This window comes from Paenibacillus plantarum (assembly GCF_013141695.1).
In the GTDB taxonomy this organism is placed as follows: domain Bacteria; phylum Bacillota; class Bacilli; order Paenibacillales; family NBRC-103111; genus Paenibacillus_E; species Paenibacillus_E plantarum.
On sequence record NZ_WHNY01000093.1, the window covers coordinates 115,344 to 139,947 of the forward strand.

A 24,604-nucleotide genomic window follows, 5' to 3' on the forward strand; every position below is an offset into this window, starting at 1 on the left:
ATTATTTGTTTCCTATTTCCCATTAAAACTAAAGAACAAGGCTAGTTAGTATAACTAGCCTTGTTTGTACAGAAGCAAACCTATCGTTCTACCAAGTAACGTCAGTTCGACGCTTATGGTTTTTCAGGAACTTTGATTTCGCCGCTAATAATTTTGGCTTTGTACTCGTCAACCTTTTTCAAGATGTCAGCAGAAACGTTTTTCTTGGATGTTTCAGGAAGGCCTACACCATCGTCTTTCAGACCCAACGTAACAACTTTGCCACCTTGGAATTTACCTGAAATAACATCTTTGGATACACGAAGCACCGCGGAGTCAACACGTTTCAACATGGACGTTAGTGTAACTTCGTCGCCAAACTCAAGGGATTGGTCTTTATCTACACCGATAACCCATACTTTTTTACCGTTTTTCGCGCGATCTTTCGCTTCGTTGAATACACCGTTACCTGTGGATCCAGCTGCGTGGAAAATGATATCAGCACCATCGTTATAGATCGTTGCTGCAGCCGCTTTACCAAGATCAGGCTTGTCGAAAGCACCTGTGTAGTTGATTTGAATCTTAGCATCTGGTTTTACCGCTTTAACGCCAGCTACGAAACCAGCTTCGAAACGTTTGATAACCGGAATATCGATCCCGCCAACGAAACCGATTTTATTCGTTTTTGTTGTAAGACCTGCTACCACACCAACAAGGTAGGAACCTTCTTGCTCGGAGAAAGTAACGGACTCTACGTTTGGAGCTTCTACTACGTTATCAATGATCGCAAGTTTTGCGTTCGGGTTTTGAGTTGCTACCGTTTTAACTGCGTCACCCATCAAGAAACCAATACCCCAAGTCAGGTTGTAGCCATCTTTAACGAATTGATTCAAGTTAGGCGTGTAGTCTGCATCGCTTTTACTTTCAAGGTTTTTCACGTTAGCGCTTGTTTGTTTCTTCAGTAGTGTCAAGCCTTCCCAAGCGCTTTGGTTAAAGGATTTGTCGTTAACCCCACCGATATCTGTAACCATGCCGATTTTGAAGTCCTTGCCTGTGTTGTCGCTAGCTACTGCACTTGCTGCTGGTGATGCGGATGAACCTGTCTCTTCTTTTTTGGCACAACCGGAAATCACTAATGCAGAAACCGTTACAGTCATCAGAACTGTTAAAAAAATCTTCTTCATCGATTTTACCCCCATCGTATCATCATTTAATTGAAACTATGAAGCCCACACTGTAGGTTGACCAAATTCAGTTAAATTATGTAAGTTGACTTCAAATTAAGTGTATCATTTTGATTCCAAACAGAGAAGCAAATCTAGCAACGATTCACGTAATTCGTCATGTCACACAAGTTAACATGTCCATTTTGTTTTTGCCGACAACATAGGTTCTAAGCCCCAATTATTGATTATACAACCAGTGGTTAATAAAATCTAGATTGCTCCATGTTAATTTTATGACACTCACGTGTCATAAAATCCTAGATTAGCAAATTAAATAGTTTTGGATCTTTATTGATCTCAATATAGCCGTAATCCTTACGAGAAAGGCGCTCGATAAGCCCTGCGTAATCGTCTTTATTCTTAAGCTCGATCCCTACCAGCGCGGGTGCATCGTCACGATTATTCTTCTTCGTATACTCAAAACGCGTGATGTCATCGGATGGCCCTAGCACTTCCTCCAAAAATTCACGCAAAGCTCCTGCTCGTTGGGGGAAATTCAAGACGAAGTAGTGCTTCAAGCCTTCATAGACAAGGGATCTCTCCTTGATCTGCTGCATCCGGTCGATGTCATTGTTTCCACCGCTGATGATACAGACAACGTTCTTGCCGCGAATTTGTTCGCGGTATGCATCCAGCGCTGCCACTGGAAGCGCCCCTGCAGGCTCGATAACAATCGCGTTGCTATTGTAGAGCTCCAGAATGGTTGTACACTCTTTGCCAGAAGGAATGATGACGATATCCTCTAGCTTTTCTTTACAGATGTCAAAAGTCATCTCACCCACTTGTGCGACAGCTGCACCGTCAACAAACTTCTCAATGGAAGGCAGTTTGACGACCGCGCCTTGTTTCAGTGCTTCCGTCATGCTGGCCGCACCCTCTGGCTCTGCGCCAATAATGCGCGTCCGGGGTGAAACGCTTGCCACATAAGTCGCAACTCCGGCAGCTAGTCCACCTCCGCCAATCGTGGCAAAGATGAAATCCGGTGTTTCCGGCATCTGATTCATAATTTCCAAGCCAACAGTCCCTTGCCCCGCAATCGTACGCACATCATCGAACGGGTGAATGAACACTTTATTCTCTTTCAGGCAGTACGCCTTGGCTTGGGTCGAAGAATCGTCAAAGGAATCGCCAACGAGGATGACTTCCACGAACGAGCCTCCGAACAGCTTCACTTGCGAAATCTTCTGACGCGGTGTCGTAGTCGGCATGAAGATCTTGCCCTCAATGCCTAGCTGCTTACAGGAATAAGCTACACCTTGTGCATGGTTGCCTGCACTTGCACACACAACCCCTGCTGCGCGTTCCGCTTCCGTTAAGCTCTGAATCACATTGTAAGCTCCACGAATTTTGAACGATCGCACGATTTGCATATCTTCACGTTTAAGATAAACGTTACATTCATACTGGTTAGAGAGCAGCTCATTGCGTTGCAGCGGCGATGGTTCAATCACCTTGCTGAGCACATGATTGGCTCTAATAATATCTTCCAAACCCACTTTACCAGATACAACCATCTTCTCAAACACCCTTTCTTTGATGAAGCTTCTTTTAAGTTTTAACATCAATTGTAACATATGTGGTGCGTTCTGTACGCAAATATCGTAGTCAGCAAAAAAGCCGCCCCCCCTAGTCAATTGACCTTGAGGAGCGGCTCCTATATACGTCCAAATTTACGGATTAATGACCAATCATCATCGGAATTTCAGCCGTATTCTCTGAATCGCCTTCAATTTTCTTAGGCTTCTGCAGCATCAAACCAAGCAGACCACCAACAACAGCGATACACAGCAAAATGAGGAACGTATGTCCGAATGCAGAAGCATATAAGCCTACATCTGGTTTTTGTGCGCCTGATTCAACCATCAAATCCTTAAACTTCGTACTGAAAATCGTCATCAAGATCGCAATCGCGAAAGACATCATGACTTGCTGCGCCGCGTTCGTCAAGGACGTTACACGACCAACCAAATTCTGTGGTGCCGATTGAATCAAGTGATTGTTCAGCGGCATCATGAATAGTCCCATACCCGCTCCCAGAAGCGTAAGCGGCAGCATAACCGTACCCACTCCGGAATCACCGGAAATATTGGAAAGCAAGAATGCCGAAATCGTTGTTAGTACCATTCCCGCTACAACGAGCGGACGAGAACCGAAACGGTCGGACAGCTTACCCCCGATTGGCATGAACAATCCGGAAGCCAAAGCTTGAGGAAGCATGATCAATCCTGTTTTCAATGGGCTGTAACCATGTGCTTGTTGTAAGAATAGTGGGACAAGGAACATCGTACCGAACATGGCAATTTGTGAAATCCATTGTACGACAATCCCTTTAGTGAAGTTCCCTGAACGGAATACGCGAAGCTCCAAAAGAGGATTCTTCTGTTTCAATTCAACAATAATGAATAGGATAAGTGCAATGACACCAACGCCAGAACCGATCAGCGTATCTGCATCTGTCCATGTGGATTTCCCCGTAATTGGATCAATACCACCGTTGGAAACACCATAAACAAGTGCCGCGAAAGCTAAAGGCCCTAACAACATACCCAACAAATCTAGAGAAGCAACGCTTTGACGCTGCATATTTGGCAATGTACGAATACCTAAAATAATACCAATAACACCAATAGGCAAATTAATAAGGAAAATCCACTGCCAGCTGTGATACTCAACTAACCAACCTGCAATAACAGGACCAAGAGCAGGACCCAGTAGAATCGGAATCCCCATCATCCCCATAACAGTCCCTACTTTACCTGGAGGAGATAGACGATAAATGAATGCCATCGCAATCGGCACAACAACACCGCCGCCTAAGCCTTGAATGATACGGTAAGCAATCAACATTTCAACCGAGTTCGCTAGCGCACATAGACCAGAGCCTATTGTGAAGAGACCTACGGAAATCAGGAAAATTTTCTTGGCACCGAAACGATCCGATAACCAACCTGCCAATGGAATAACCGCGGCTTGTGCTAAGGCATAACCAATGACCGTCCACTGAACGAGTGATAAGTTCAACAGATTGAATTCTTCTTGCAGCTTAGGAAGTGCAACGTTGACCGCTGTTCCGTCCAAAATAACCATGAAAATACCTACGACAATCGCGATCAGCGGCCCCAGAATGCTGCGCATTGAGAACGGGGCTTCTGTTTCTTTCGATGTTGCTTGTGAAGACATGTAATCCCTCCATCCTTTTAATTTCTCTCTTTTTGTCTATCGTTGACCGTATATAGTATACCCTGTACAATACAATAGTGGCAGACATACACGAACATCAATAACTTCCGTTGTAAACGGACAAATGTCCGTTTACATTCCTGATGCTAACAGAAATTTCGTTTCTTTGTCAATACGAACACAATAAATTCACATCTAAAGAGGTGGTTACAGATGTCCATTCGTCATGAACGCAAGGACGCCATGGAAAATCGCCAATTAATACTCCAAACCGCCAAACAACTCTTTCATGATTATGGCGTTCAATCGGTCAGCATGCATCAAATTGCCAAAACAGCGGGCATTGGACAAGCAACCCTCTATCGCAGATATGCGCATAAAGGGGACCTTTGCTTCGATGTCCTTCAACATTATGGGAAGCAATTTATAAATGACATTATGATGTATCTCGATAAACATAGCCATGCCGCGCCTATTGATCGATTGACTGGCATTTTGGATCTATGGATTGATGAAATTGAAGAAAAAGCCGAGCTAATCGTTGCCATGTCGACCAGAATTGATATCAACTGCGAGGGGGAGCAAGGCAACTTCTTCCTATCCCCTATTTATCATTTCATACGCGGTAAGTTGTCGGAGCTTATTCTCGAATGCATTGGGCCTAAACAAGAGCCACAAGCAGAGCCCGATTTTGCAGCCCACACGATCATCTGCTCGATGTCACCGATTGGCTATTTTCACATTAAAAACGAGAAAGCCTATACGAAAGAGCATATGAAGGCCCATTACCGTCAGTTGTTCTACTTTCTTTTCAAAAGAGACTAGCTCTCTTGCTACAAATGCCTAGACGGCTGAATAAAGACCTCTCAATCATGCATTGAGAGGTCTTTTGTCGTTTCACTTATGCGATTCACGTTAGAAAGATTAATAGTAGTATCGCGGCTTATCTTGCAATTCGGCTCTCGTTTGCAAGAAGCGATAGAACGCGCTAGCCGCCTGTGCTTTCGTCACTTCATTCTGAGGGGCAAAGTAGCCATCGCTGAGCGTCATAATATTCAGCCCTAACACGATTGCAGCGTCGCCAACGTTAGACACTTTCCCAGCATCCAAGAAATCCTTGTTAAATACACCGTCAAATTTCGTTAGGCTGTGATAACCCAGTGCTTTCACGATCAATTGTGCCATTTCTTCACGATTCATCGTCGCTTCCGGATTGAACTCTTTCCCTACATCTAGCAGACCGCGATCAACGGCATTTTCCACATAGGCAAAATATTTGGAGCCATTGCCCACATCCGCAAAGGATGCAGCACGCTCAGCTCCGTAATAGATGCCGCCGTTGCCGCCATTCATGGCGATGACCAGCATTTTGACCAACTCACCGCGCTTAATCGTTTGGTCAGGGTTCACTTTGCCGTCCTTCACATCCAAAGCTTGATAATCAAGCATCAGTTGCAGTTCATTTTGTGCCCAGTGCTTATCAATATCACTTACAGTCACTTTATCCAACGAGATAACCTCGCCGGTTTGCGCACTGCGCCATTGACCCGATTCGGCATCCAGAATAAAGTTATCGCGATTCACATTTTTAGGAACAAGGGAATACACAAGCTTCGCCTTTGGCTGCGCTTTGGCATCCGTCACTGCAGATGGAGGTATCTCCCCTGCCGCCACCATTACGCGGTATTTCTCGATTGGTATAGCGCCTGTGTATCCGTTGCTCTCCAATACATAGCCAAGCTTCACGTCGAACTGTGCCAGCCACAGAGCTTTGGCCTTATCAGTGGAAATTACCTCAGGCTTTTGAGCAGGATAAGCGATATTATCACTTAGGGATACATAATAGTTCGAGATGGCTCCCGTTACACGGTCGATGCTTACCCGTACCTCTTCATTCCCCACAGCAACGCCGTCAATGACGCGTTTATAGCTAATCTCCCATGTGCGCATTTGCTTCAGCATGTCCTGTGAGTACTCTTTCTGAACATTCAGCACGAGTTGATCCGTGGAAGCAGGAAGCTGCGCTTTGACAAACTCCGTGCTCTTCGCAATCGCATCATCTAAGGAAACCTTGCCTTCGATAGGCTTATCATTCTCACTGCTAAAAGGAACATAATAGTTGAAATTAGTAATAACGCCAGTTTTACTGTTAACGGAGGCCCAAACGTTATTGCCTGCCCCAATTTTGCCAGTAGCTGCTGTATCCGACGTTGCCTTGGCCCAGCTCATGTTCCAGCTCGATAAGGTCTCACCCGTCTCAGGATTCTTCGATTCATTATAGGAAGCTTCTTGCAGCTTGTACTCAGCGGATAGGTTAAACGTCGTTGTCACTTTCTTAACGGCTTCTTCCTTCGTCAAATTCAAAGTAGCTGGCGGTTTCGTTCCCAGTGGCTTATCTGTTAATGGCTTATTGTTACCATTCAAGCTAGGAAACGGTTGCCAAACCTCGCCTGTTGCCGCATCCAAAGCAACACTGTTCATGAAGTAGGAAATAATCGGTACTCTTTTCCCTTGCGTGTTATACGGGATTTGATATTGTAAGGCAAGCTCCATCTTCTCACGGAAAAGCTGATCTGCCTTCTCTTGTGAAATCGGCGTGCTCACCTTATCAAAAGTCACCTTATCGTCCCAATTGTACCAATAGCTCGTAACCTGACCCTCACCATTGACGTTGACATTAAGTCCATTCCCGGAGAAAGGAACTCCCCCAACAGATCGATCATAACGAATGTTATATTGATAATTGCCGTCAAGCGGGGTGCGGAACGATTTCTCTACCGAGTCATCGTACAGCAGTTCCTTCTGCTTCGATGGATTTACTTTGGCTACAAATGCTGCAGCCAGCTCCTTCGCAGCCTGGAAATCCACCTTAGGCGGATACGACGGTTTATGTTCAGGATCATTGTCATTCATATTGTAAGACGTGAGTGTTCCATCCAAACCATTGATGGCGATATTAGCTGAGCCATAGTAACGATCTTTCACTTTCTTCGAATAGCTAATGTTCCACGTTGGGATATTCTGTCCATTCTGGCCATAGAAAGCGTTTAAACTTATCGATTGGAGAATATAATCCGCAGGTAGTGTTATGTAAGCTTTGGCATACTCAAGCGCTTGTTCTTTCGTAATTTTGGCATCTTGCGCCGAGACGTCAGCTTGCCCTGGGTAGGCAGGGGATGACATCGCGGACGTAGCTGAACCAGATACACTTTCCGCAGCCCATGCCCCCATTGGGGCAACTGTCAGCAACAATGTTGAAGCGAGTACCATTGTGCCTGCTTGTTTCAATAATTTCAAAGTCATCTTCCTCCTCAAGTAGATCTCCATACGACATGTGGACCCACATGCTTGGACGCGTCCAACTGCCATATAGTTCTTGACGGTGTGCTCTGGAAAAAGGTTGCAACTACGCGAGAAAAAAATACCAATATTTATTCTCTGATTCATTCTCGAACTTCATAGAAAAAGACCTGAGCATCCTAAACGGAATGCTCAAGTCTATTCATGCGATTCATGTTCAGTTACGGATTCGTCTGCGACTTCTCCTGGCTAAGCATTTGCATCAAATCCGTTAATTCTCCTTGCGTCAAATCCCGCCACTTCCCAACTTTCAACGCGCCCAAATGAATATGCATGATGCGCACACGCTGCAAACGCACTACACGATATCCGAACGCTTCGCACATCCTACGAATTTGTCGGTTCAGCCCCTGTGTGAGAATGATACGAAATATACGTTCGTTGACTTGAATAATTTCACAAGGCTTCGTCATCGTGCCCAGAATCCGCACCCCACTAGCCATTCCCCGCAAAAACATTTGCGTAATCGGCCGATTCACCGTTACGATGTATTCTTTATCGTGATTGTTCTCCGCACGGAGAATCTGGTTAACAATATCCCCGTTATTCGTCAGTAGGATAAGACCTTCTGAGTCTTTGTCCAATCTGCCAATTGGGAAAATCCGCTCCGAGTGCCCCACGAAATCCACGATATTCCCACGAATATGCGCCTCCGTTGTCGAGGTAATACCCACAGGCTTGTTAAGCGCGATGTAGACGTGCTCTTTTTTCTCTCCAATTGCCCGCCCATCGACCTTCACTTCATCACCGGGACCTACAACGCTGCCAAGCCCCGCAATCTCACCATTGATCGTCACACGCCTAGCTTCGACCCATTTGTCCGCCTCACGTCTGGAGCACACGCCGGTTTCGCTTATAAACTTATTAATTCTCATGCCCCTGAAATTCCCTTCTAATTCCGTATTCACTTGGATTCAATACCTTCTATTATGATGGATTCGAGGCAACGGTTCAAGTTTGTTATACTAGGAGAACAAATGACATACGAAGGAGTACGATGATGCACTTTCTACTATTAGGAGCAACTGGCCGTGTAGGTCAGCGCGTTCTAGCTCAAGCCTTGCAGGATAGTCATGAGGTAACCGCAATCGTGCGGAGTATGGATAAAATATCACTGCGTTCCGACCGACTCACCTTGCTGCAAGGTAATGCTTGTTCCGCAGAGGACCTCGCCGTCGCCATGACGGGCGTAGACGCCGTCGTGAGCTGCCTTGGCACCGATGGCGGCACGGTGCTGACCGAGGCGACGCCGCTGCTCATCGCGGCGATGAAGGCCGCCGGCGTGAGCCGCGTGGTCACCGTCGGCACAGCCGGCATCTTGCAGAGCCGGGAGCATCCGGGTCTGCTGCGCTTTGAAGCGCCGGACACGCGGCGCTCGTCGACACGCGCAGCGGAGGAGCACCGCCAGGCGTGGGCGCTGCTCGCTGCGTCGGGCCTAAGTTGGACAGTTGTGTGTCCAACGTATTTGCCCGACGGCGAAGCGCAGGGTCAGTTCCGCGCGGAGCGCGATTTCTTGCCGGACGGCGGCACGTCCATCTCCGTGGGCGACACCGCGGCGTTCACCTACCGCGTCGCGGTGCAGGACACGTATATCGGCTGCCGCGTGGGGTTGGCGTATTAGTGAGGGGACGAATAGTAGCTCCTAAATCGCAACCGCAAGTGCAAAGTCAACCTCAACTTAAACCCAACCTCGGCCGAGCAACTAACTGGATTTTATACAGCTAATTCCGACGAATACCTCAACTTTCAACGAATAACTGGATTTCCTGTAGCTAATTTCGAGGTTTCCTTCCAAATTTGCTGTTTGAGCAAAATTTAGCTGTAGGAAATCCATCTAATGTTCATTTATATCCATATTGGGTGAATTTAGATGTAGATTTTCCATCTAACCAGGATTACTCCAGCGGTAGAGAGTGGGGTGTTGCAGGGTGTTCACCTACCGCGTCGCGGTGCAGGACGCGTATATCGGCTGCCGCATGGGGTTGGCGTATTAGTGAGGGGACGAATAACGCGGAGCCGCTCCTGTACTCCACCCTCGTCTAACGGACACAGATGACGTTAATCATTCATTTAACTGGATTCGCCTGTGCTATCGGACAACACGGCCGTTATTCTCGTGTTTTGGGCGTAATATTGCCTCTCAAATAGTAAATAACGGCACTGATGTCCGTTACACGAGGAAACAGTCTGCTTTTTTCGAAATAGCGGCGCTGGTGTCCGTTAGAATTACACAGGTCATGGGAGCGAGCTAAAGCGGAGACTGCCTAAATCGACTTCTCACCCATACAAATTAGCTATATTTCCTGTTTAACAAAAAAAACGGATGCGCGCCAATTCGGCGCCATCCGTTTTTTCACTACGTCTAGTAGTTGTTTCTTCTCTTGGACAAGTCTCTCATATTCAAGCCCGACACGACGATACCGCCAAAGCGGAATACATAACCGAGCAAAGGAATGAGACTTAAGAAGGCCAATGCGATGTTGATGATCGTTTTCAGCGTAGTCCCATTGCCCGTGAGGATGGCAAACACCAAATTCACGAACACCAATGGAATGACCCAAGCACATGACCATGCATACACGAATGGGATTAACCCAAGTAAATACCCTACTGCAATGGCTACTTCTGATAATAGCTGCAGCAGATTAAGCAAACGAACCGTATCTGAACGCATAAATTCTCCTCCACTTCCCATAAGCATCAATTTGCTTTATTGTAGCATATTGGAAAGTCAGCGTCGTTAGCCTTTTGTCGAGATTCGTCTACGACTCGCGACCTAGATCTTATGCCCAATCGACTCGCCGCTCTCCGCAGCAGCGGCAATCTCCGGATGTCCAGCTTGCAGCTGGTACATCTGGTAGTACCGCCCGAGGAGCCCCATGAGCTCCTCATGCGTGCCACGCTCGACGATCTCGCCGTGGTCGAGCACAAGAATCAAGTCGGCGCTGCGAATCGTCGACAGCCTATGGGCAATGATGAAGGTGGTCCGCCCCTTCGCAAGCACTTCGAGCGCGGCCTGAATGATGGCCTCGGTCTCCGTGTCGATGGAAGCCGTCGCCTCATCGAGAATCAAGATCGCCGGGTCGAACGCCAGCGCCCGGGCGAATGAAATCAGCTGCCGCTGCCCAGCAGACAGCGTGCTGCCCTTCTCGATGACAGGCTCATCGAGGCCGCGCGGCAGCGCCCCAAGCATTTCCGCTGCGCCAACTTCGCGCAGCGCCGCCTCCACCCGTTCCCGGGTGATCGACGGATCGTCCAAGGAGACATTGGACGCAATCGTCCCCGTGAACAGGAACGGATCCTGCAGCACGATACCCATGTGCTGCCGAAGCTGCTGCTTCGACAGCTCGCGGATATCGCGGCCATCGACCGTGATGCGGCCTTCGCTGACCTCATAGAAGCGAAATAACAGATTCAAGATCGAGCTTTTACCCGATCCGGTGTGCCCTACCAGCGCAACCGTCTGCCCTTGTTTGGCCTCGAAAGAGATGTCTTTCAGCACATCCTCCCCTTCTTTATAGGCGAAGCGAACGTGTTCGAAGCTCACGTGACCTTTGTAGCGGTCTGCTTTTTCAGCGACAACGTCAATGCCCTGTTCATCCAGCAGCTCGAACACGCGGTCAGCCGACACAAGCGCTCGCTCCAAATTGGGCAGCTGATTCACGATACCTACCATCGGATGGAACATCCGGTTGAGGTAATCGACGAAGGCGTAAAGCACGCCCACAGTTATCACCGCATTGATAGAGCTACCGCCCACATACCAGATCAACCCGAAGAAGAACAAGTTCCGCACCACGTTCATCAAGTTATGAGAGGTTAAGGAATTCAAGCTGAGCAGTTTATTTTGATAGTGCGTGTATTCTTCATTCAAAACCTCAAATTCCTCAGTCGTTTCCTTTTGCCGGCGAAAAGCTCGAATGATCGTCATTCCTTGGATCGCCTCATTGATCATCCCGTTGATGCTACTAATCCGTTCGCGAATTTCATGATTAATCGTCGACGCATACTTGCGGTACACGATAATCCACGCAATGAGCAGCGGAATGATCGGCAGCGTGAAGAGAGCCAGACGAACGTCGAGAATGAAAATGGCCGCGATAATTCCCAGAATGTAGATGGTGCCTGTAAAAAAGTTCGCCAGCACCTGCACATACAGATCTCGGACCGACTCCGTGTCGTTGGTGATGCGTGAAACGATTTTGCCTGCAGGCTGATTATCAAAATAGTTGATCGGCAATCGCTGGATTTGAGCGAACACATCCCTGCGCATGCGCTGAATGATGCGATTCGCTGCCGCTTGCAGCAAATATCTCTGCCCGTAAGTAAAGCCGGCTCCCACGAAAATCAAGATCACATAAAACCACGCTAGCTTCATTAACTCTGCAAATTGCGGTTGATAAAAGCTATACAGCTCCTGCACACTCAGCTTTCTAACGGCATACTCCGCCCGCTCCGTGCCCTGCGTAACCAGCAGCTTGCCATCATCCGTCAGCTTGCGGACGCCATCCCAAGGGAGAGCTTGATCCAGCCACACGAACTTGCTGCCGACTTGTAGGATTCGGACCTCTTTGCCCTTCGGTTCACCCTCTGCGTAGTTGTCACCCCGCTTATAAAACGTCTGCTCAAAAGCAACAGCCTTCTCACCCTTCTTCGCCGACTGTGTCTCAAACCATGGCTTCTCGATGCCGAGAATATGGGTGTCGATCATGTGCTTGGCAATGAAAGGTCCCGCCAGCTCAGTAGCGACAGCCAAGGATAAGAATAGCAGCGCGATGAGCAAGGTTTGCTTGAATTTGGCCGCATATTGGAACAACCGTTTTCCGGTTTGTTTCGTTGATGTTGTTTGTTTTGTTTGTTTATTTTGTTGCGTTTGTGTCATCAGGAGTCTCACCTACTTTTCTTTTGTCTCGTATCGTTGGGGGCTCGCTTTGCCCCCATCATCTATTCCATTCCAACCGTCTGCTCCTCGAGCTGTTGACGGTCATATTGCTCTTTATACCAGCCGCCGAGCGCAAGAAGATGCTCGTGCGTGCCTTCTTCGATGATATAGCCCTCATCGAGCACGACAATCCAATCCGCATGCTGCACGGCGGAGAGTCGGTGCGTGGTGATCAGGGTTGTTTTACCCGCACGTTCGGTGCGAATGCCGCTAATGATCTCGGCCTCCGTCTTCGCATCGACCGCAGAGAGCGCGTCGTCGAGGAGGAGAATCTCCGGATCGACGTACAACGCCCGCGCGATGGAGACGCGCTGCTTCTGACCGCCGGATAAGGCGACGCCTTTTTCCCCGACGAGGGTCTGCAGACCTTCCGGCAGGAACTCGACGTCCTTGCGGAACGCAGCTAGATCAAGCGCGCGATGTAATTCTGCTTCGGTGCCTTGCCCCTTACCGAACATGATGTTTTCGCGCACGCTTTTGGAGAAAAGAATCGGCTCCTGCGGCACATACCCGATCCAGCCATGGAGCGTATCGATCGCGATCTGTTCGATTGGCGTATCCGTAATCGTGATCGCGCCTTGACCGACAGGATACTCGCGAAGCAGCTGTTTTAGCAGGGTTGTTTTGCCACTGCCAGTTCGGCCGACAATGCCGAGCGTCTGTCCGCGTTTTAAGCGAAATGTCATGCCAACTAAATTATCAATGGATGAGGACGGGTAACGGAACGTTACATTGTCAAAGGTGATTGAATCTGGTTGTAGCTGCGTCGCAGCTTTCTGAGCTTCTACGACATCCGGCTTGTAGCCAAGGGTCTCATTGACCCGATCTAGCGATGCATTCCCGCGCTGCATAATGTTCATCAGCTCACCGATCGCAAACATCGGCCAGATCAGCATACCCAGGAAGGTATTGAAGGACACTAGCTCTCCGAGCGTCAGCTCACTGTGGAACACGAGATAGCCTCCGTAACAAAGTCCGATCAGGTAGGAAATACCGACCAGAATTTTGACCGTTGGTTCAAAAAGAGCATCAATTACCGCTACAGCGATATTTTTACGATAAACGTCGTCCGTCATCGTCGCAAAATTGTGCTCACTCGCCTTCTCCTGCACGAATGCTCGGATGACCCGAACGCCTGCGATGGTTTCCAGGACGCGGTCATTCATTTGACCGAAAGCATCCTGTGCGAGGATGAACCTTTCATGGATACGGCCGCCAAAAATCGTAATCGCAACAGCCATAATCGGCAGTGGTAAAATCGAGGCAAGCGTCAGCTTCCAGCTAATGAAGAAGCCCATCATGCTCAGAATCGTTAGCATAAACAAGGTCGAATCGACGAAGGTCAAAATCCCAAACCCGGCAGTTGTCGATACCGATTGCAAATCGTTCGTCGCCCTAGCCATCAAATCGCCCGTACGGTTGCGCTCATAGAAGGTAGGCGTCATCCGCAGCAACTGCCGCATGAATCGGGAGCGCAGCACACGCTCAAGGACGAAGGCTCCGCCGAACAGCTGGTATAGCCAAATGTAAGACAGCCCATAGCTCACGACGATGAGCGCTCCCCAAAAGGCGAGTAATTGCCCCAATTTGGCCCCCGTTAAGGTGCCCATGTGTATACCATCAATCGCGTATCCTATCAGCTTCGGCGGTAACACATCAATGATGCCGACGATGATCAGAAGCCCAATCGCGAGGCTGTAGCGTTTCCAGTTCATTTTGAAAAACCAAGCTAATTTCTTTAATACAGTAAACATACGATCTTGTCACTCCTCTCAAATGGCGCATAGACACCCAAAGACGCAAAAAGACACACCGCGCGCAGCGATATGCCTTCTATAGAAACAGAAAAGCGCTCGTTACGAACTTCGTAACCCGCGCTTCACAACTTAACGTATGGGAAGGGGTGCTAACAGCCGAGCATGCGTATGCAGTCGCTCTGGCTATCCAGCGGGTTACCATCTATGAAATTAGGTTGGACGTGTGTCCGTTTATGATGTGCGCTAAATACAATAACCATGTTATCCATAGTGAACCCCCCTGTTTCGTTTAATGAGCCCGGCACTTTAGGTACCTGTTAACTTTTCCAAAAGCTGTCTATTCGTTTCCTTACAGGGTGATCTTACCATCCCTCTTCTGAACGTGTCAATCGGAGAAAAAGATTAAAATGCAACTTTCCCAGCCCGATATTTCCGATGTCTATACTCGTGATGAGAAGGCTTTCAAATGTCACACATGTTTCAAATTCATCGGGCATATGGATAGATTAGGAGTTCATCGCGCCTCAAAGGAGTGAATGCACATGGTCGATCAAGTGTTTGCATTGATGGGATGGATTGTGGGATTCGGAACGATTATAGGCGGTGTTATTACAGCTACAGCAAGGTTTGTCTCGAAGGATTCAACAGCGTATGACATGATTTTTTTGTGGGACAACCGGTACACCTTGGAGGAGTTGGAGCTTGAGCTAAAATAAAAAAAGCCATCAACACGTGGATGATTTTCTGTGCAAAAAGACATCTGCCGGATTCACTCCGGAACAGATGTCTTTTTTAACGAGCTGCCACGGTTTCGCATCAGCTACTCTGACCGGTGTCGCCAAACAGCTGGTTGTGTACCGATTAACCGTCGAAAGGTGCGAATAAAATAACTTTTGCTTTCAAAGCCAAGCCGCTCGGAAATTTGATCGATACTCACATCGCTATGATCCAAATATTCACAAGCCTTTTCCATTTTTAGCCGCAATACATAATCCATAAAATTTTCACTGGTTTCCTTTTTGAACAACCGACTGAAATACGCCGCATTTAGATGCAACCGTTGAGCTACAGTAGACATCGAAATTTTTTCATGCATATGCTCTAGTACATAGGTCTGTGCTTCTACAATTTCCCTCCTTTTTGAACCATTATTAATATGTTGCACAATTCTAAGCAAGTCACTCATATACAGCCACATCAGCTCATGCAAATGATCGAGAGACTCCGTATGAATGAATTGTTGATGCACAACCTCTTCAGAAAACTTCGTTTCAAAAAAATGTAACGATTTAATTTTCACTCGCAAATCAAGTAAAATTTTGATACCCCATTCACGAACAAGTTGCGGCTTATAAAAACCTCTTCGCAGCTCCTCTATCCAGTCTGCCAGCAATTGCTGTAATTTGGCACGGTCTACCTTCATTATCAAATGCTGAAACTGCCCAATCGCCTCGACATGCTGGCTGAACAACTCTTCATCGCAATAGGATTGGTGAAGCTGTTCCAGCTTTACAATTACGCCTTCTTGCAAATAGAAGCTGCGTTCCTTGCCCTTCAGCAACTGCTTCATATGCTCCTTTAGCTGTAACGGCTTCTCGCATATTTGTCCAATTATAAAAGTTGCCGATAGTTTCAAGAAAACCTGCAGAGATTCGCTAATCTTCTGCAAAATTTCACTGATCGCTGCATAAGCGTTGTTTTTTACAAAATCGCTATATTGAAAAAGCAATACCGTTTTATCCCCATGATTAGACAGTTTAAAAATGGTTTGATCGTCATACGCCTGAATGATTTCGTCAATGACATTGTGAATCGCAAAGGCAAATAGCTTTTGCGTAGAGTAACGTTGCTCAGCAGCCAGCGGACGATTGATAAAGCAAAGTACTGGAATATAATCATATTGCATAAAATCAAGCCCGGTTCTCTTCGTCTGCTCAGCCCAATCGGTTTCACTCATCATGGGATCATCCGTCAACGATGCAAGTAAGTCGTGGAATACAGGCTGTTTTCGCACTCTTTTATCTGTATCGAGCTTCTGTTTTATTCGCAAAAGCAACGTAATAAATGCCTCTGGCTCCAGCGATTCCTTCAATATATAATCATCGACGTTCAACCTGATGGCTTGACGGGCATAATCAAATTCATCATGACAAGATAAAATAATCGCGTGGATATCTTCTTTATGAGCCAGCAAGCCATCAATCAACTCCAAGCCGTTCATATGCGACATTCCTATGTCCGTTACGATAATATCAGGCATGCTAGATGGCATATTAGATAGAGCAAAATCGTAAGCTTTTTTTCCATTATCAAATTCGCCAATCACTTCCATATTAAGATCTTTCCAAGGGATGGTCTCTTGCAAAAAATCAATAACTGGATAGTCATCATCAACTAACATGACCTTATACATAACGGGCCTCCCCCGCAACTACAGGAATTAGCAAAGTAATTTTTGTCCCTTCTCCCTGTTCGCTCTCAATTAAGAGTTTAAAGGCAGGTCCATAAATAAGCCTTAGCCGCTCATAAACATTTTTCACTCCAATGCCAGTAAAGCCACTTCTCTTATATTCAATCTGCTCCTCGGCTCCATCATGCTGCAAATGATCCAGCAGTCTCATTCTTTCTTCTTCGTTCATTCCTTTGCCATTGTCAGCTACTTCAACAATCAACTGCTGATGTTCAACCCTGGAGGAGATCATAATTGTCCCCCCGCCTTCATTAAAGCCATGAATATAAGCATTTTCAATAAGCGGCTGAATAAATAATCGCGGTACTTCTACCATCCCTGCATCTTGGGGGATATGAGCCTCATACATAATGGGCTGTTTCTGTCTCATATTCATCAGTTTAATATAATGAGTAACAATTTCTATCTCTTGGTATAAGGGGATATATTCATTGTTTCGATTAATAGTCATGCGTAATAAATGGGCAAGCGATTGAATGAATAAAGCATTCTCCTGGTCATTTTTCTTTAAGATTTTCAACCGGATCGAATTCAGTACATTAAACAGAAAATGGGGATGAATTTGCGCTTGCAGCATTTCCAGTTCTAGCATGCGTTTTTTGGTTTGATCCAACACGGCCTTGTTAAGCATGATCTCAATACGGTCAAGCATTTTATTGAAGGAACGACCAACCTTGGCTATTTCATTACCACCGACAATTTGAGCGCGAATGGATAAATTACCTGCTTCTATTTCATTGGCTACTCGACCTAATCTGGCAAGCGGCTCCGTCAGTCTTCTAACGAGCACTACAAGAATAATAAGAAAAATAGAAAAAAAAGAAATTTGTATAAACAAATTCGTTTGCTGAATAAAATTGATTTTTTGTGTTGCTTCCTTATAGCGAGTCAAATTGACCAACGACCAATCCGAATAAGTAAGATCATGACTTGTTAACAAATAATGTTCACCGTCTATTGTGGTTACTTTCGCATCGTCTTCCTGAAAGTGTATCCGATCTGCATAGGCAAATCGTTGGCCGATTTGCTTCGAATCCGGATGTGATAATATGATGCCCTTCGAATTCACAAGCATGATTTGTGAGTTACCAGCAAGCTTAGCAAATGATTCATGAAAGTCCGTTTCTTTCATGCTTACAATCACATAGCCAGATGGACGCGTAGAAAATTGGATTTTTCTAGCGATCGTTATTAGGTGCGAACTGCTCGGTCGAGAGGACAGCAGATAATTAGGCTGACCTCCAAGCCACAGTGTTTCATAACCATTCATCGCTTTCAACTGCTTGAACCAATCTTCTTCATAAAATAATTCATAGTTGTAATCATAGGCAGAATAGTTCGTATATCCGCCATGCTCATCTGTCAAAATCGTAATGTAAGTGTCGTTCAGTAAACTGGTTATACTGCTAAGTTTGGCTGTTATTCGGGTTTGATTCAACACATGCTGAGCTTTCGTTTCGCTTTCCTTGCCTTCTCTCAACAAGGTATTCAGTTCACTGTCAAACTGCACATTGTTTGTAATATACAAAAGGTTATTAATTAAACTGGTCAAATTAAGCTCGACCATCTGCATCGAATCCTGCGAATTGCTAATCGCATTATCCATCAGCACATCCTTCGCCATGTAATTAGATACAATAGTCGAAATTAGCAAAGGCACCAGCAAACAAATAACCGAAACGGTTACCAGCTTTTGCCTCAGCGAAATGTTTAACCATTTAATAAACCTCATTTTCATTTTACATGCACAACCCTTTATACTTTTTACGACAGTCTATCCTTTCACGCCTCCAACAGCAATACCAGCAATAACATTTTTTTGCGCAATTAGAAACACAATAAGCAGCGGAATAATCGCAGATACTGCACCGGTCATCGTTAACGCATAAAATTGACCCTCTCCATCGGCAAACTGGCTCATCCCGATTTGAATGGTATACAAGGCCTCGTTACGAATAAAAATCAATGGCGTCTGGTAATCATTCCAAGTCCATATAAAGCGCAGAATGGCATAGGTAGCGATAGCTGGACGTACAAGCGGTAATGCAATTCGCGTAAATATTTTATAGTATCCGGCTCCGTCCATCTTAGCAGACTCTATAAATTCAGGATGAATCCCGACAAAAAACTGACGTAGCATAAACGTACCAAATACACTAAAGCTATGCAATAAAACCATTCCTAAATGAGAGTCGTACAAATTCAACCATTTAAACGTTAAAAACTGTGGCACGAGGGTCGCTTGAGCCGGCACCATATATAGCAACAAAATTAATAAAAATAAAAAGTTCTTCCCTTTAAACTGCAGCTTTCCAAAGGCAAACGCCGCCAAACTAGAAACGATAACGGATACGAATGTCGTTGCAACAGCAACTTTCAAGGAATTCCAATAATACAAAGAAAATGGATACTTCCCCATCCACACTTCTTTATAATTTTCAAAAATATGCCAACGCACCGGCAGCCATTGAATTGGATAATGAAAGACATCCTCTTCAAACTTGAAGGAGGTGACCAGCATCCAGACAAAAGGAAGCAGGAAAATGGCGCCGACCAATAGCATAATCAATGTAACGAGCAGTTTTTTTATGCTCAAGCTTTGCAGGTTATTCGATTTCATCATGCTTCCTCCTATTCATTCACCCATTTTTTTTGACCATACCACTGAATCAGGGTAATGACGAATACGAATAGCAGGAGCACCAGTGCAATTGCTGAAGCATAGCCTGATTTCAAATTAATAAATGCAGTTTCATATAAATAGTATACGGTGACAGAGGTTGAATTGGATGGACCGCCTGCAGTCAATACGGCTATTAAATCAAATACTTTAAAGGTTCCAATTACACCAATAATTAGTAGAAAGAAATTTGTCGATGATAGCATCGGAAACGTAATTTTTTTGAATTTTGCCCAACCGCCCGCGCCATCGATGTCTGCCGCCTCATAAAGATCGCGCGGAATATTCTGCAACCCCGCCAAATAAATAATTAATTGGAAGCCGATTTGCGTCCAAATCATAATGAGCATAACCGACGGCAATGCAAAATGAATGTCCGACAGCCATTTAGGTGGGTTATCAATGCCAATAGACATTAAAAACTGATTAACAGGACCAAAGGTTGGATGAAAGAGTACCTGGAACACGACAGCCACCGCAACCACGCTGGAAATATACGGCATGAAGTAAATGACCTTCATTGTATCCTTCAAATACACATGATTATTAATAATGATCGACAAACACAAGGAGACAGCCATGCCGACCGGAACTACCAACAACAAGAACAAGTTATTTTTCATAGATTTAATAAAAATGTCATCTTCAAGCAGCGCCTTAAAGTTATCTAAACCAATAAAATGCAATTGATCAAAGCCCGCCACAAAATTCCAATCTGTGAAACCCATTATTATCGTCATGAGCACCGGAATAAATAGCAATATCGTTACACCGATTAACATAGGTGCCAAAAAGATATAGCTGGCAATCGTTTCTCTTCGTGCTGCCTTTCCGGGCTTATACTCAGTCATCACATTATTCACCTTCTTCTAGCTGTCTTTGGGGCCTTGTTGTTATTCTAATCGTCATTTCATACATGCCAGCAGCTACATCATAAAGCGACCAGCTTAGCGGTACGCACCGGACAGCAGGAAAGACAGCTGCTATCAACTGCTCTGTTCCATGACAGTGTGCAGGAAAAGTATCGCTTTGAGCAGTTACCTCAAGACTGTATTGTTTCGCAGCCATCTGGATACCGCCTTCGATTGATTCGATTTGGGCATCCACAGGAAAAACGATTGGCTCGACAATAGAGAGCTGCTCAATTGCTGTCTGCACATCTATGGCATATCTTTTTTCCATAAAACTGTCAAAAAAATGATAAGAAATAGCATAGGACACTTGACAATCCGTTACAGCTGACTGCTGCTCATGCTTTAATTTTCCATAGACGTTCGCAACAGCAGAATCTTTGTGAGCTATGATTTGTGCGTCATGCTCGTATAGGTTGCAATAGGATAGTCCGCCAGCCATCGCTTCTATACGAGGGGTGGTTGTCCCTTCATAGGGTTCCGGATATACCGGCATATTGATCATCTCTGTCCGCTTATAGCGAGTTGCCGAACCAATCTGGATCGGACCAAGCGCGTTATGCCACAAATAAGACAGCGCTCCACCAGTCGGCGCATTCAAACTGCCATAACCCGTTACTGTACCCATCAAATTGTCCGTTCGAATATGACAAGTATTTAACGATGGATAATACTTTGTACCAAATGGTTCATCGGAAGGAATAGCTGTTTGATCTTCTTTATGAGCGGCGCTATCCCCCCATATCCCATACACTAATGCAACTGCCAAACTATCTGCCCGATTGAATGTACTGTGTATACATGTTTCAGTAAATATGTGGTCATGCTGTGGACCATAACCCACCAAACCTGTTTGATCGACGCAGCCTGCTAAATATCTCGCATTACGTGCCGCTGCCTCGGCAAAAGCGGGATCTTGATCTGCAAGCAGCATAAGCGCCATTTGGCATCCATGCGCTGTTTTACTGCCATACAACGTCCATTTATAGCTTCGACTTCCAAATGAATTATCCATTGATCCGTCCGGATATATCATCTGCAGATGGCCCCGCAACGTGCGGCATGCTTCGGCTTTAACCCGGTCATCACGAGTCAGCATGGCATATTCTGCCATCGCTCCTATACTCATGTCGAAGTTGTAACCAATATCGATCTGGTCATAGGGATGGTGCGGGAATTTGGATTCTCCAACAAGGAATCCATCCCGATTTATACGGTGCAACTCCACCTGCATAAGCTTCTCAGCTTCCAGTGCGTAGTCAGGCCGGTTTAATATTTGTGCGCACCATTGCAAAGCTGCAGCAGAAGAAATCATATAATTGATATTATTTCTCGGAATTCCCCCCTTGCAGAAAGCCCATATTAGCCATTCCGCTGCTTTCGAAATCATATCTTTCAAGCTCTGTGCCTCAGTATCCTCGCCCATTTTGGCCAAATAGTCATAAGCATGACTTAAAGACAATACTTGAAAAACAGTAGTGCCCTTCCAATCGGAAGCTTCATCATTCAGCCAGGAGCCGTCTTGCAGCTGCCTTCTCTTCATATATTGAACAAGCTCTCTTGCAGCATCCATATAGGACTGCTTTCCGCTCTCTACCGCCGTGTAATACATTGGAAAAATAGCATCTCCACAGCGACCGTGAATACATTTACATGCAGGGCACGCAATCCCCCCCTGCCAGCTTGGCAAAAACCCTTGAACTTGATAATTCAATAAAGTATCACAAAACTGTTCAACCATCTGTTTCATTTGCGCATAAGCGTTCAACTTGTTCCTCCTATAACTCCAGACAGCCTAACTGCCTGGAGTCTTCATAAAAAGTTCTATTTGTTAGAAGCAATAATTTTGGTGATCTTCTCTTTGATTTTGCTCATTGTTTTATCAATATCCTGAGTTCCCAACAAATATAGCTGCGCTTCATCAACAAATGCTTTCTCGGCTTCAGTAATATATACTGGCGCAATCATGGTTTTGGAAGCGAGTGTTTGATCAAGCGATTTTAGCAAGGATGTTTTATCAATCGCATTCGGATTTTTTGTACTGGCTACAAGAGCGTCGACAGCTTTAACTCGATCTGATTGCTTCCAGCCCGATAAACTTTTCCCTTGTACATCAAGCCCTTTAGTGGTAAACCACCGAACAAACTTGTAGGCTGCTTCTTTATTTACAGATTTTTTGGCAACACCGATCATGTCACCCTGCGGAATAGAATAAACTTCTTTGCTGTCTGGCAAAGAGGTCGGCATTGGTGCCCACGCAATTGGGAAATCAGGCGTGAAATTGCCCCACTCCGTAATCATCCAACTGCCAGCTGGCATCATACTTGCTTTCCCTGTAAAAAATTGCTGACGGTAATCAAGCTTCTGTGAAATCGTTTCCGATAAAGGAACAGCTGATTTATCTATATTTTCCATCTGATTACGCAGTTCCAAGGACTCTCGGAAAGATGGCTGGTCACCGTTATAAGTAGAATCATCATTTACAATGTAGTTTTTCTCCGGCAGTCCACTCACCTTTACGGCATAATGTGGATAGGAATCGCGTAAGAACGTACCGTAGCGCTTAGCTGCTCCTTCTCCCTTTGTCAAAGCTTTTGCATATTGCGCATACTCTTCCCATGTCCAGCTTTCAGGAACCTTTAGTCCAGCCTCATCCAAATGTTTTTTATTCAGCATCATCATCGACACAACATATTTAGCCGGCAGTCCGTAATATTTCCCATCAATCTTTGGATCAAGTAAATATTCTTTAGCAACATTAATGCCATCCTTGCTTAGAAACTCATCCAGCGGCTCCATCATACCGATTTTAACCCTCTTGGAAAACTCGCCGAGAGAATGGAACATCACAACGTCCATTGCATCGCCGGATGCTGTCATTAAATCGAGCTTTTTCAAGTAATCAGTAGCATTTACATTATCAACAAGCGGCATGGATTCCACTTTGATGCCAGGGTTTTCTTTTTCAAACTCCTTAATAACCTTGTTCCAATTGCCCGTTTCTTCATTGTACCAATGTAAAAACTTGATCGTTACGGGCTCTTTCCCGGAGCTCTGACCGTTATTGCCTTTAGCCCCTTCTGACTCGGCTGGCGCTTTCGAGCATGCCGATAAAACCAGCGATGCAATTAACAAGACGATTAACATGACTGTAAAAGCGTTTCTTTGTTTCACTTAAACGACCTCCCTTAAAATTGTAAGATAAAAGTCTATCCCAGTGGTAAACTTAGTCGTAGTATACTATTTAGCAATTACTACTCGAAAGTTCATTCCATCTACTTTGTTGAGATTATTTTGACATATTACTTCGATGCTAGTTTTCCTCACGGCAACGTTTTCATTCGAATTATGGCATGTCCGGCGACAATGTATTAGAATGCTAATAGAAGGGGGAGACGATCGTTATGCAATTTCCTGAGAAGTGGCTCCAAGGAAAATCTTTGGGCGAGAAAATCTCGTGTGTGTTACGTTTGCGGATTATCGATGGTTCGACCCCATCTGGAACAGTGTTATCAGAAAATATGCTCGCCTCCGAATTCGGAACGAGCCGTTCGCCAATTCGGGATGCACTCAAAATTTTGTCTAATGAAGGCTTGATCCAGATGGAACGAATGGGAGCAGTTGTTCTTGGTCTAACTCCGCAAGATTTGGAGGAGCTGTATGACGTCCGATTTATGTTCGAGAATTTCGCCATGCAGAAGCTGGCTATCGAAAACGATGAGACAACAATACAAGAATTGAGCAAGATCATCGATAAGATGGAAATGGCACTACGACATAGTGATCCGTCGCAGTTCGCTTATCATGACTTGGAATTTCATGAAACAATCGTACTCAGTGCTGATCATAAGCGAATATCATACTTATGGATCAATATCCGACATGTTATTCTGGCAGCTTTGTTAGTTGCTACGGAGCGCAGATTTTCCGAAAAGGAAGAGATCTTGTTTCTGATTGATCGACACAAACGGGTCGTAGAAGCTCTCGTATCACGCGATGTGACTTATATCAACAGGATCGTTAAGGAGCATTATCACGATACAAAGCGGACGGTCGAAGAAAGTTTGTTCAAGAGGAGATAACTAGATTGTATTCAATT

Annotated in this window: 18 protein-coding genes; 4 read left to right on the plus strand and 14 right to left on the minus strand. The window is 45.5% G+C overall.

Features of this window, described 5'->3' with window-relative positions; translation table 11 throughout:
* Positions 1 to 113 precede the first annotated feature (113 nt).
* The 3 genes from GC096_RS37465 to GC096_RS37475 all read right to left on the minus strand — a co-directional run bounded on the left by GC096_RS37465 (position 114) and on the right by GC096_RS37475 (position 4,385).
* On the minus strand, positions 114 to 1,163 hold the full coding sequence (locus GC096_RS37465) for a BMP family lipoprotein (RefSeq protein WP_171638262.1): 1,050 nt from the start codon (positions 1,161 to 1,163) through the stop codon (positions 114 to 116).
* Between the two features lie 299 nt (positions 1,164 to 1,462).
* Positions 1,463 to 2,719 carry a threonine ammonia-lyase IlvA gene (gene ilvA, locus GC096_RS37470; RefSeq protein WP_246303273.1) on the minus strand — a complete coding sequence of 419 codons (1,257 nt, stop codon included), beginning with the start codon at positions 2,717 to 2,719 and terminating at the stop codon, positions 1,463 to 1,465.
* Positions 2,720 to 2,882: 163 nt separating this feature from the next.
* Positions 2,883 to 4,385, minus strand: coding sequence for an MDR family MFS transporter (locus GC096_RS37475; RefSeq protein WP_171638264.1), 1,503 nt, complete (start codon positions 4,383 to 4,385; stop codon positions 2,883 to 2,885).
* A gap of 213 nt (positions 4,386 to 4,598) precedes the next feature.
* On the opposite strand from GC096_RS37475, the gene GC096_RS37480 reads away from it, so the two are divergent.
* The gene (locus GC096_RS37480) at positions 4,599 to 5,210 is read left to right on the plus strand and encodes a TetR/AcrR family transcriptional regulator (protein WP_171638266.1); all 612 of its coding nucleotides are present in this window, start codon (positions 4,599 to 4,601) and stop codon (positions 5,208 to 5,210) included.
* Positions 5,211 to 5,309: 99 nt separating this feature from the next.
* Here GC096_RS37480 and GC096_RS37485 read toward each other — a convergent pair whose 3' ends face one another.
* Entirely contained in the window at positions 5,310 to 7,682 is a 2,373-nt protein-coding gene (locus GC096_RS37485; protein ID WP_171638268.1) for a YcdB/YcdC domain-containing protein, read from the minus strand.
* A 224-nt stretch (positions 7,683 to 7,906) separates the two neighbouring features.
* Entirely contained in the window at positions 7,907 to 8,620 is a 714-nt protein-coding gene (gene rluF, locus GC096_RS37490; RefSeq protein ID WP_171638270.1) for a 23S rRNA pseudouridine(2604) synthase RluF, read from the minus strand.
* A gap of 125 nt (positions 8,621 to 8,745) precedes the next feature.
* On the opposite strand from rluF, the gene GC096_RS37495 reads away from it, so the two are divergent.
* Positions 8,746 to 9,366, plus strand: coding sequence for an NAD(P)-dependent oxidoreductase (locus tag GC096_RS37495; RefSeq protein ID WP_171638458.1), 621 nt, complete (start codon positions 8,746 to 8,748; stop codon positions 9,364 to 9,366).
* 741 nt (positions 9,367 to 10,107) lie between these two features.
* Here the strand turns inward: GC096_RS37495 and GC096_RS37500 are convergent.
* The 3 genes from GC096_RS37500 to GC096_RS37510 all read right to left on the minus strand — a co-directional run bounded on the left by GC096_RS37500 (position 10,108) and on the right by GC096_RS37510 (position 14,441).
* Positions 10,108 to 10,419 (minus strand): hypothetical protein, encoded by a 312-nt coding sequence (locus tag GC096_RS37500; RefSeq protein ID WP_171638272.1) that lies wholly within the window; start codon positions 10,417 to 10,419, stop codon positions 10,108 to 10,110.
* 102 nt (positions 10,420 to 10,521) lie between these two features.
* The gene (locus tag GC096_RS37505; RefSeq protein WP_171638274.1) at positions 10,522 to 12,627 is read right to left on the minus strand and encodes an ABC transporter ATP-binding protein; all 2,106 of its coding nucleotides are present in this window, start codon (positions 12,625 to 12,627) and stop codon (positions 10,522 to 10,524) included.
* Positions 12,628 to 12,689: 62 nt separating this feature from the next.
* On the minus strand, positions 12,690 to 14,441 hold the full coding sequence (locus GC096_RS37510) for an ABC transporter ATP-binding protein (protein WP_171638277.1): 1,752 nt from the start codon (positions 14,439 to 14,441) through the stop codon (positions 12,690 to 12,692).
* Positions 14,442 to 14,986: 545 nt separating this feature from the next.
* Here GC096_RS37510 and GC096_RS37515 point away from each other — a divergent pair.
* Positions 14,987 to 15,160 carry a hypothetical protein gene (locus GC096_RS37515; protein WP_171638279.1) on the plus strand — a complete coding sequence of 58 codons (174 nt, stop codon included), beginning with the start codon at positions 14,987 to 14,989 and terminating at the stop codon, positions 15,158 to 15,160.
* Between the two features lie 104 nt (positions 15,161 to 15,264).
* On the opposite strand, the gene GC096_RS37520 is transcribed toward GC096_RS37515, so the two are convergent.
* Genes GC096_RS37520 through GC096_RS37545 form a run of 6 tightly spaced genes read right to left on the minus strand, consistent with a single transcriptional unit; the run spans position 15,265 to position 23,679 of the window.
* Positions 15,265 to 16,857 carry a helix-turn-helix domain-containing protein gene (locus GC096_RS37520; protein WP_171638281.1) on the minus strand — a complete coding sequence of 531 codons (1,593 nt, stop codon included), beginning with the start codon at positions 16,855 to 16,857 and terminating at the stop codon, positions 15,265 to 15,267.
* On the minus strand, positions 16,850 to 18,652 hold the full coding sequence (locus GC096_RS37525) for a sensor histidine kinase (RefSeq protein WP_171638283.1): 1,803 nt from the start codon (positions 18,650 to 18,652) through the stop codon (positions 16,850 to 16,852). Before GC096_RS37525 ends, GC096_RS37520 begins: the two co-directional genes overlap by 8 nt.
* Positions 18,653 to 18,688: 36 nt before the next feature.
* The gene (locus GC096_RS37530; protein WP_376769558.1) at positions 18,689 to 19,534 is read right to left on the minus strand and encodes a carbohydrate ABC transporter permease; all 846 of its coding nucleotides are present in this window, start codon (positions 19,532 to 19,534) and stop codon (positions 18,689 to 18,691) included.
* 11 nt (positions 19,535 to 19,545) lie between these two features.
* On the minus strand, positions 19,546 to 20,445 hold the full coding sequence (locus GC096_RS37535) for a carbohydrate ABC transporter permease (RefSeq protein WP_171638288.1): 900 nt from the start codon (positions 20,443 to 20,445) through the stop codon (positions 19,546 to 19,548).
* Between the two features lie 4 nt (positions 20,446 to 20,449).
* The gene (locus GC096_RS37540; RefSeq protein ID WP_171638290.1) at positions 20,450 to 22,273 is read right to left on the minus strand and encodes an ulvan lysase-like protein; all 1,824 of its coding nucleotides are present in this window, start codon (positions 22,271 to 22,273) and stop codon (positions 20,450 to 20,452) included.
* A gap of 56 nt (positions 22,274 to 22,329) precedes the next feature.
* Positions 22,330 to 23,679, minus strand: coding sequence for an ABC transporter substrate-binding protein (locus GC096_RS37545; RefSeq protein ID WP_171638292.1), 1,350 nt, complete (start codon positions 23,677 to 23,679; stop codon positions 22,330 to 22,332).
* A 230-nt stretch (positions 23,680 to 23,909) separates the two neighbouring features.
* Here GC096_RS37545 and GC096_RS37550 point away from each other — a divergent pair, with 230 nt between their 5' ends.
* A complete protein-coding gene (locus GC096_RS37550; protein WP_171638294.1) occupies positions 23,910 to 24,587 on the plus strand; it encodes a GntR family transcriptional regulator in 678 nt (225 codons plus the stop codon).
* Positions 24,588 to 24,604 lie beyond the last annotated feature (17 nt).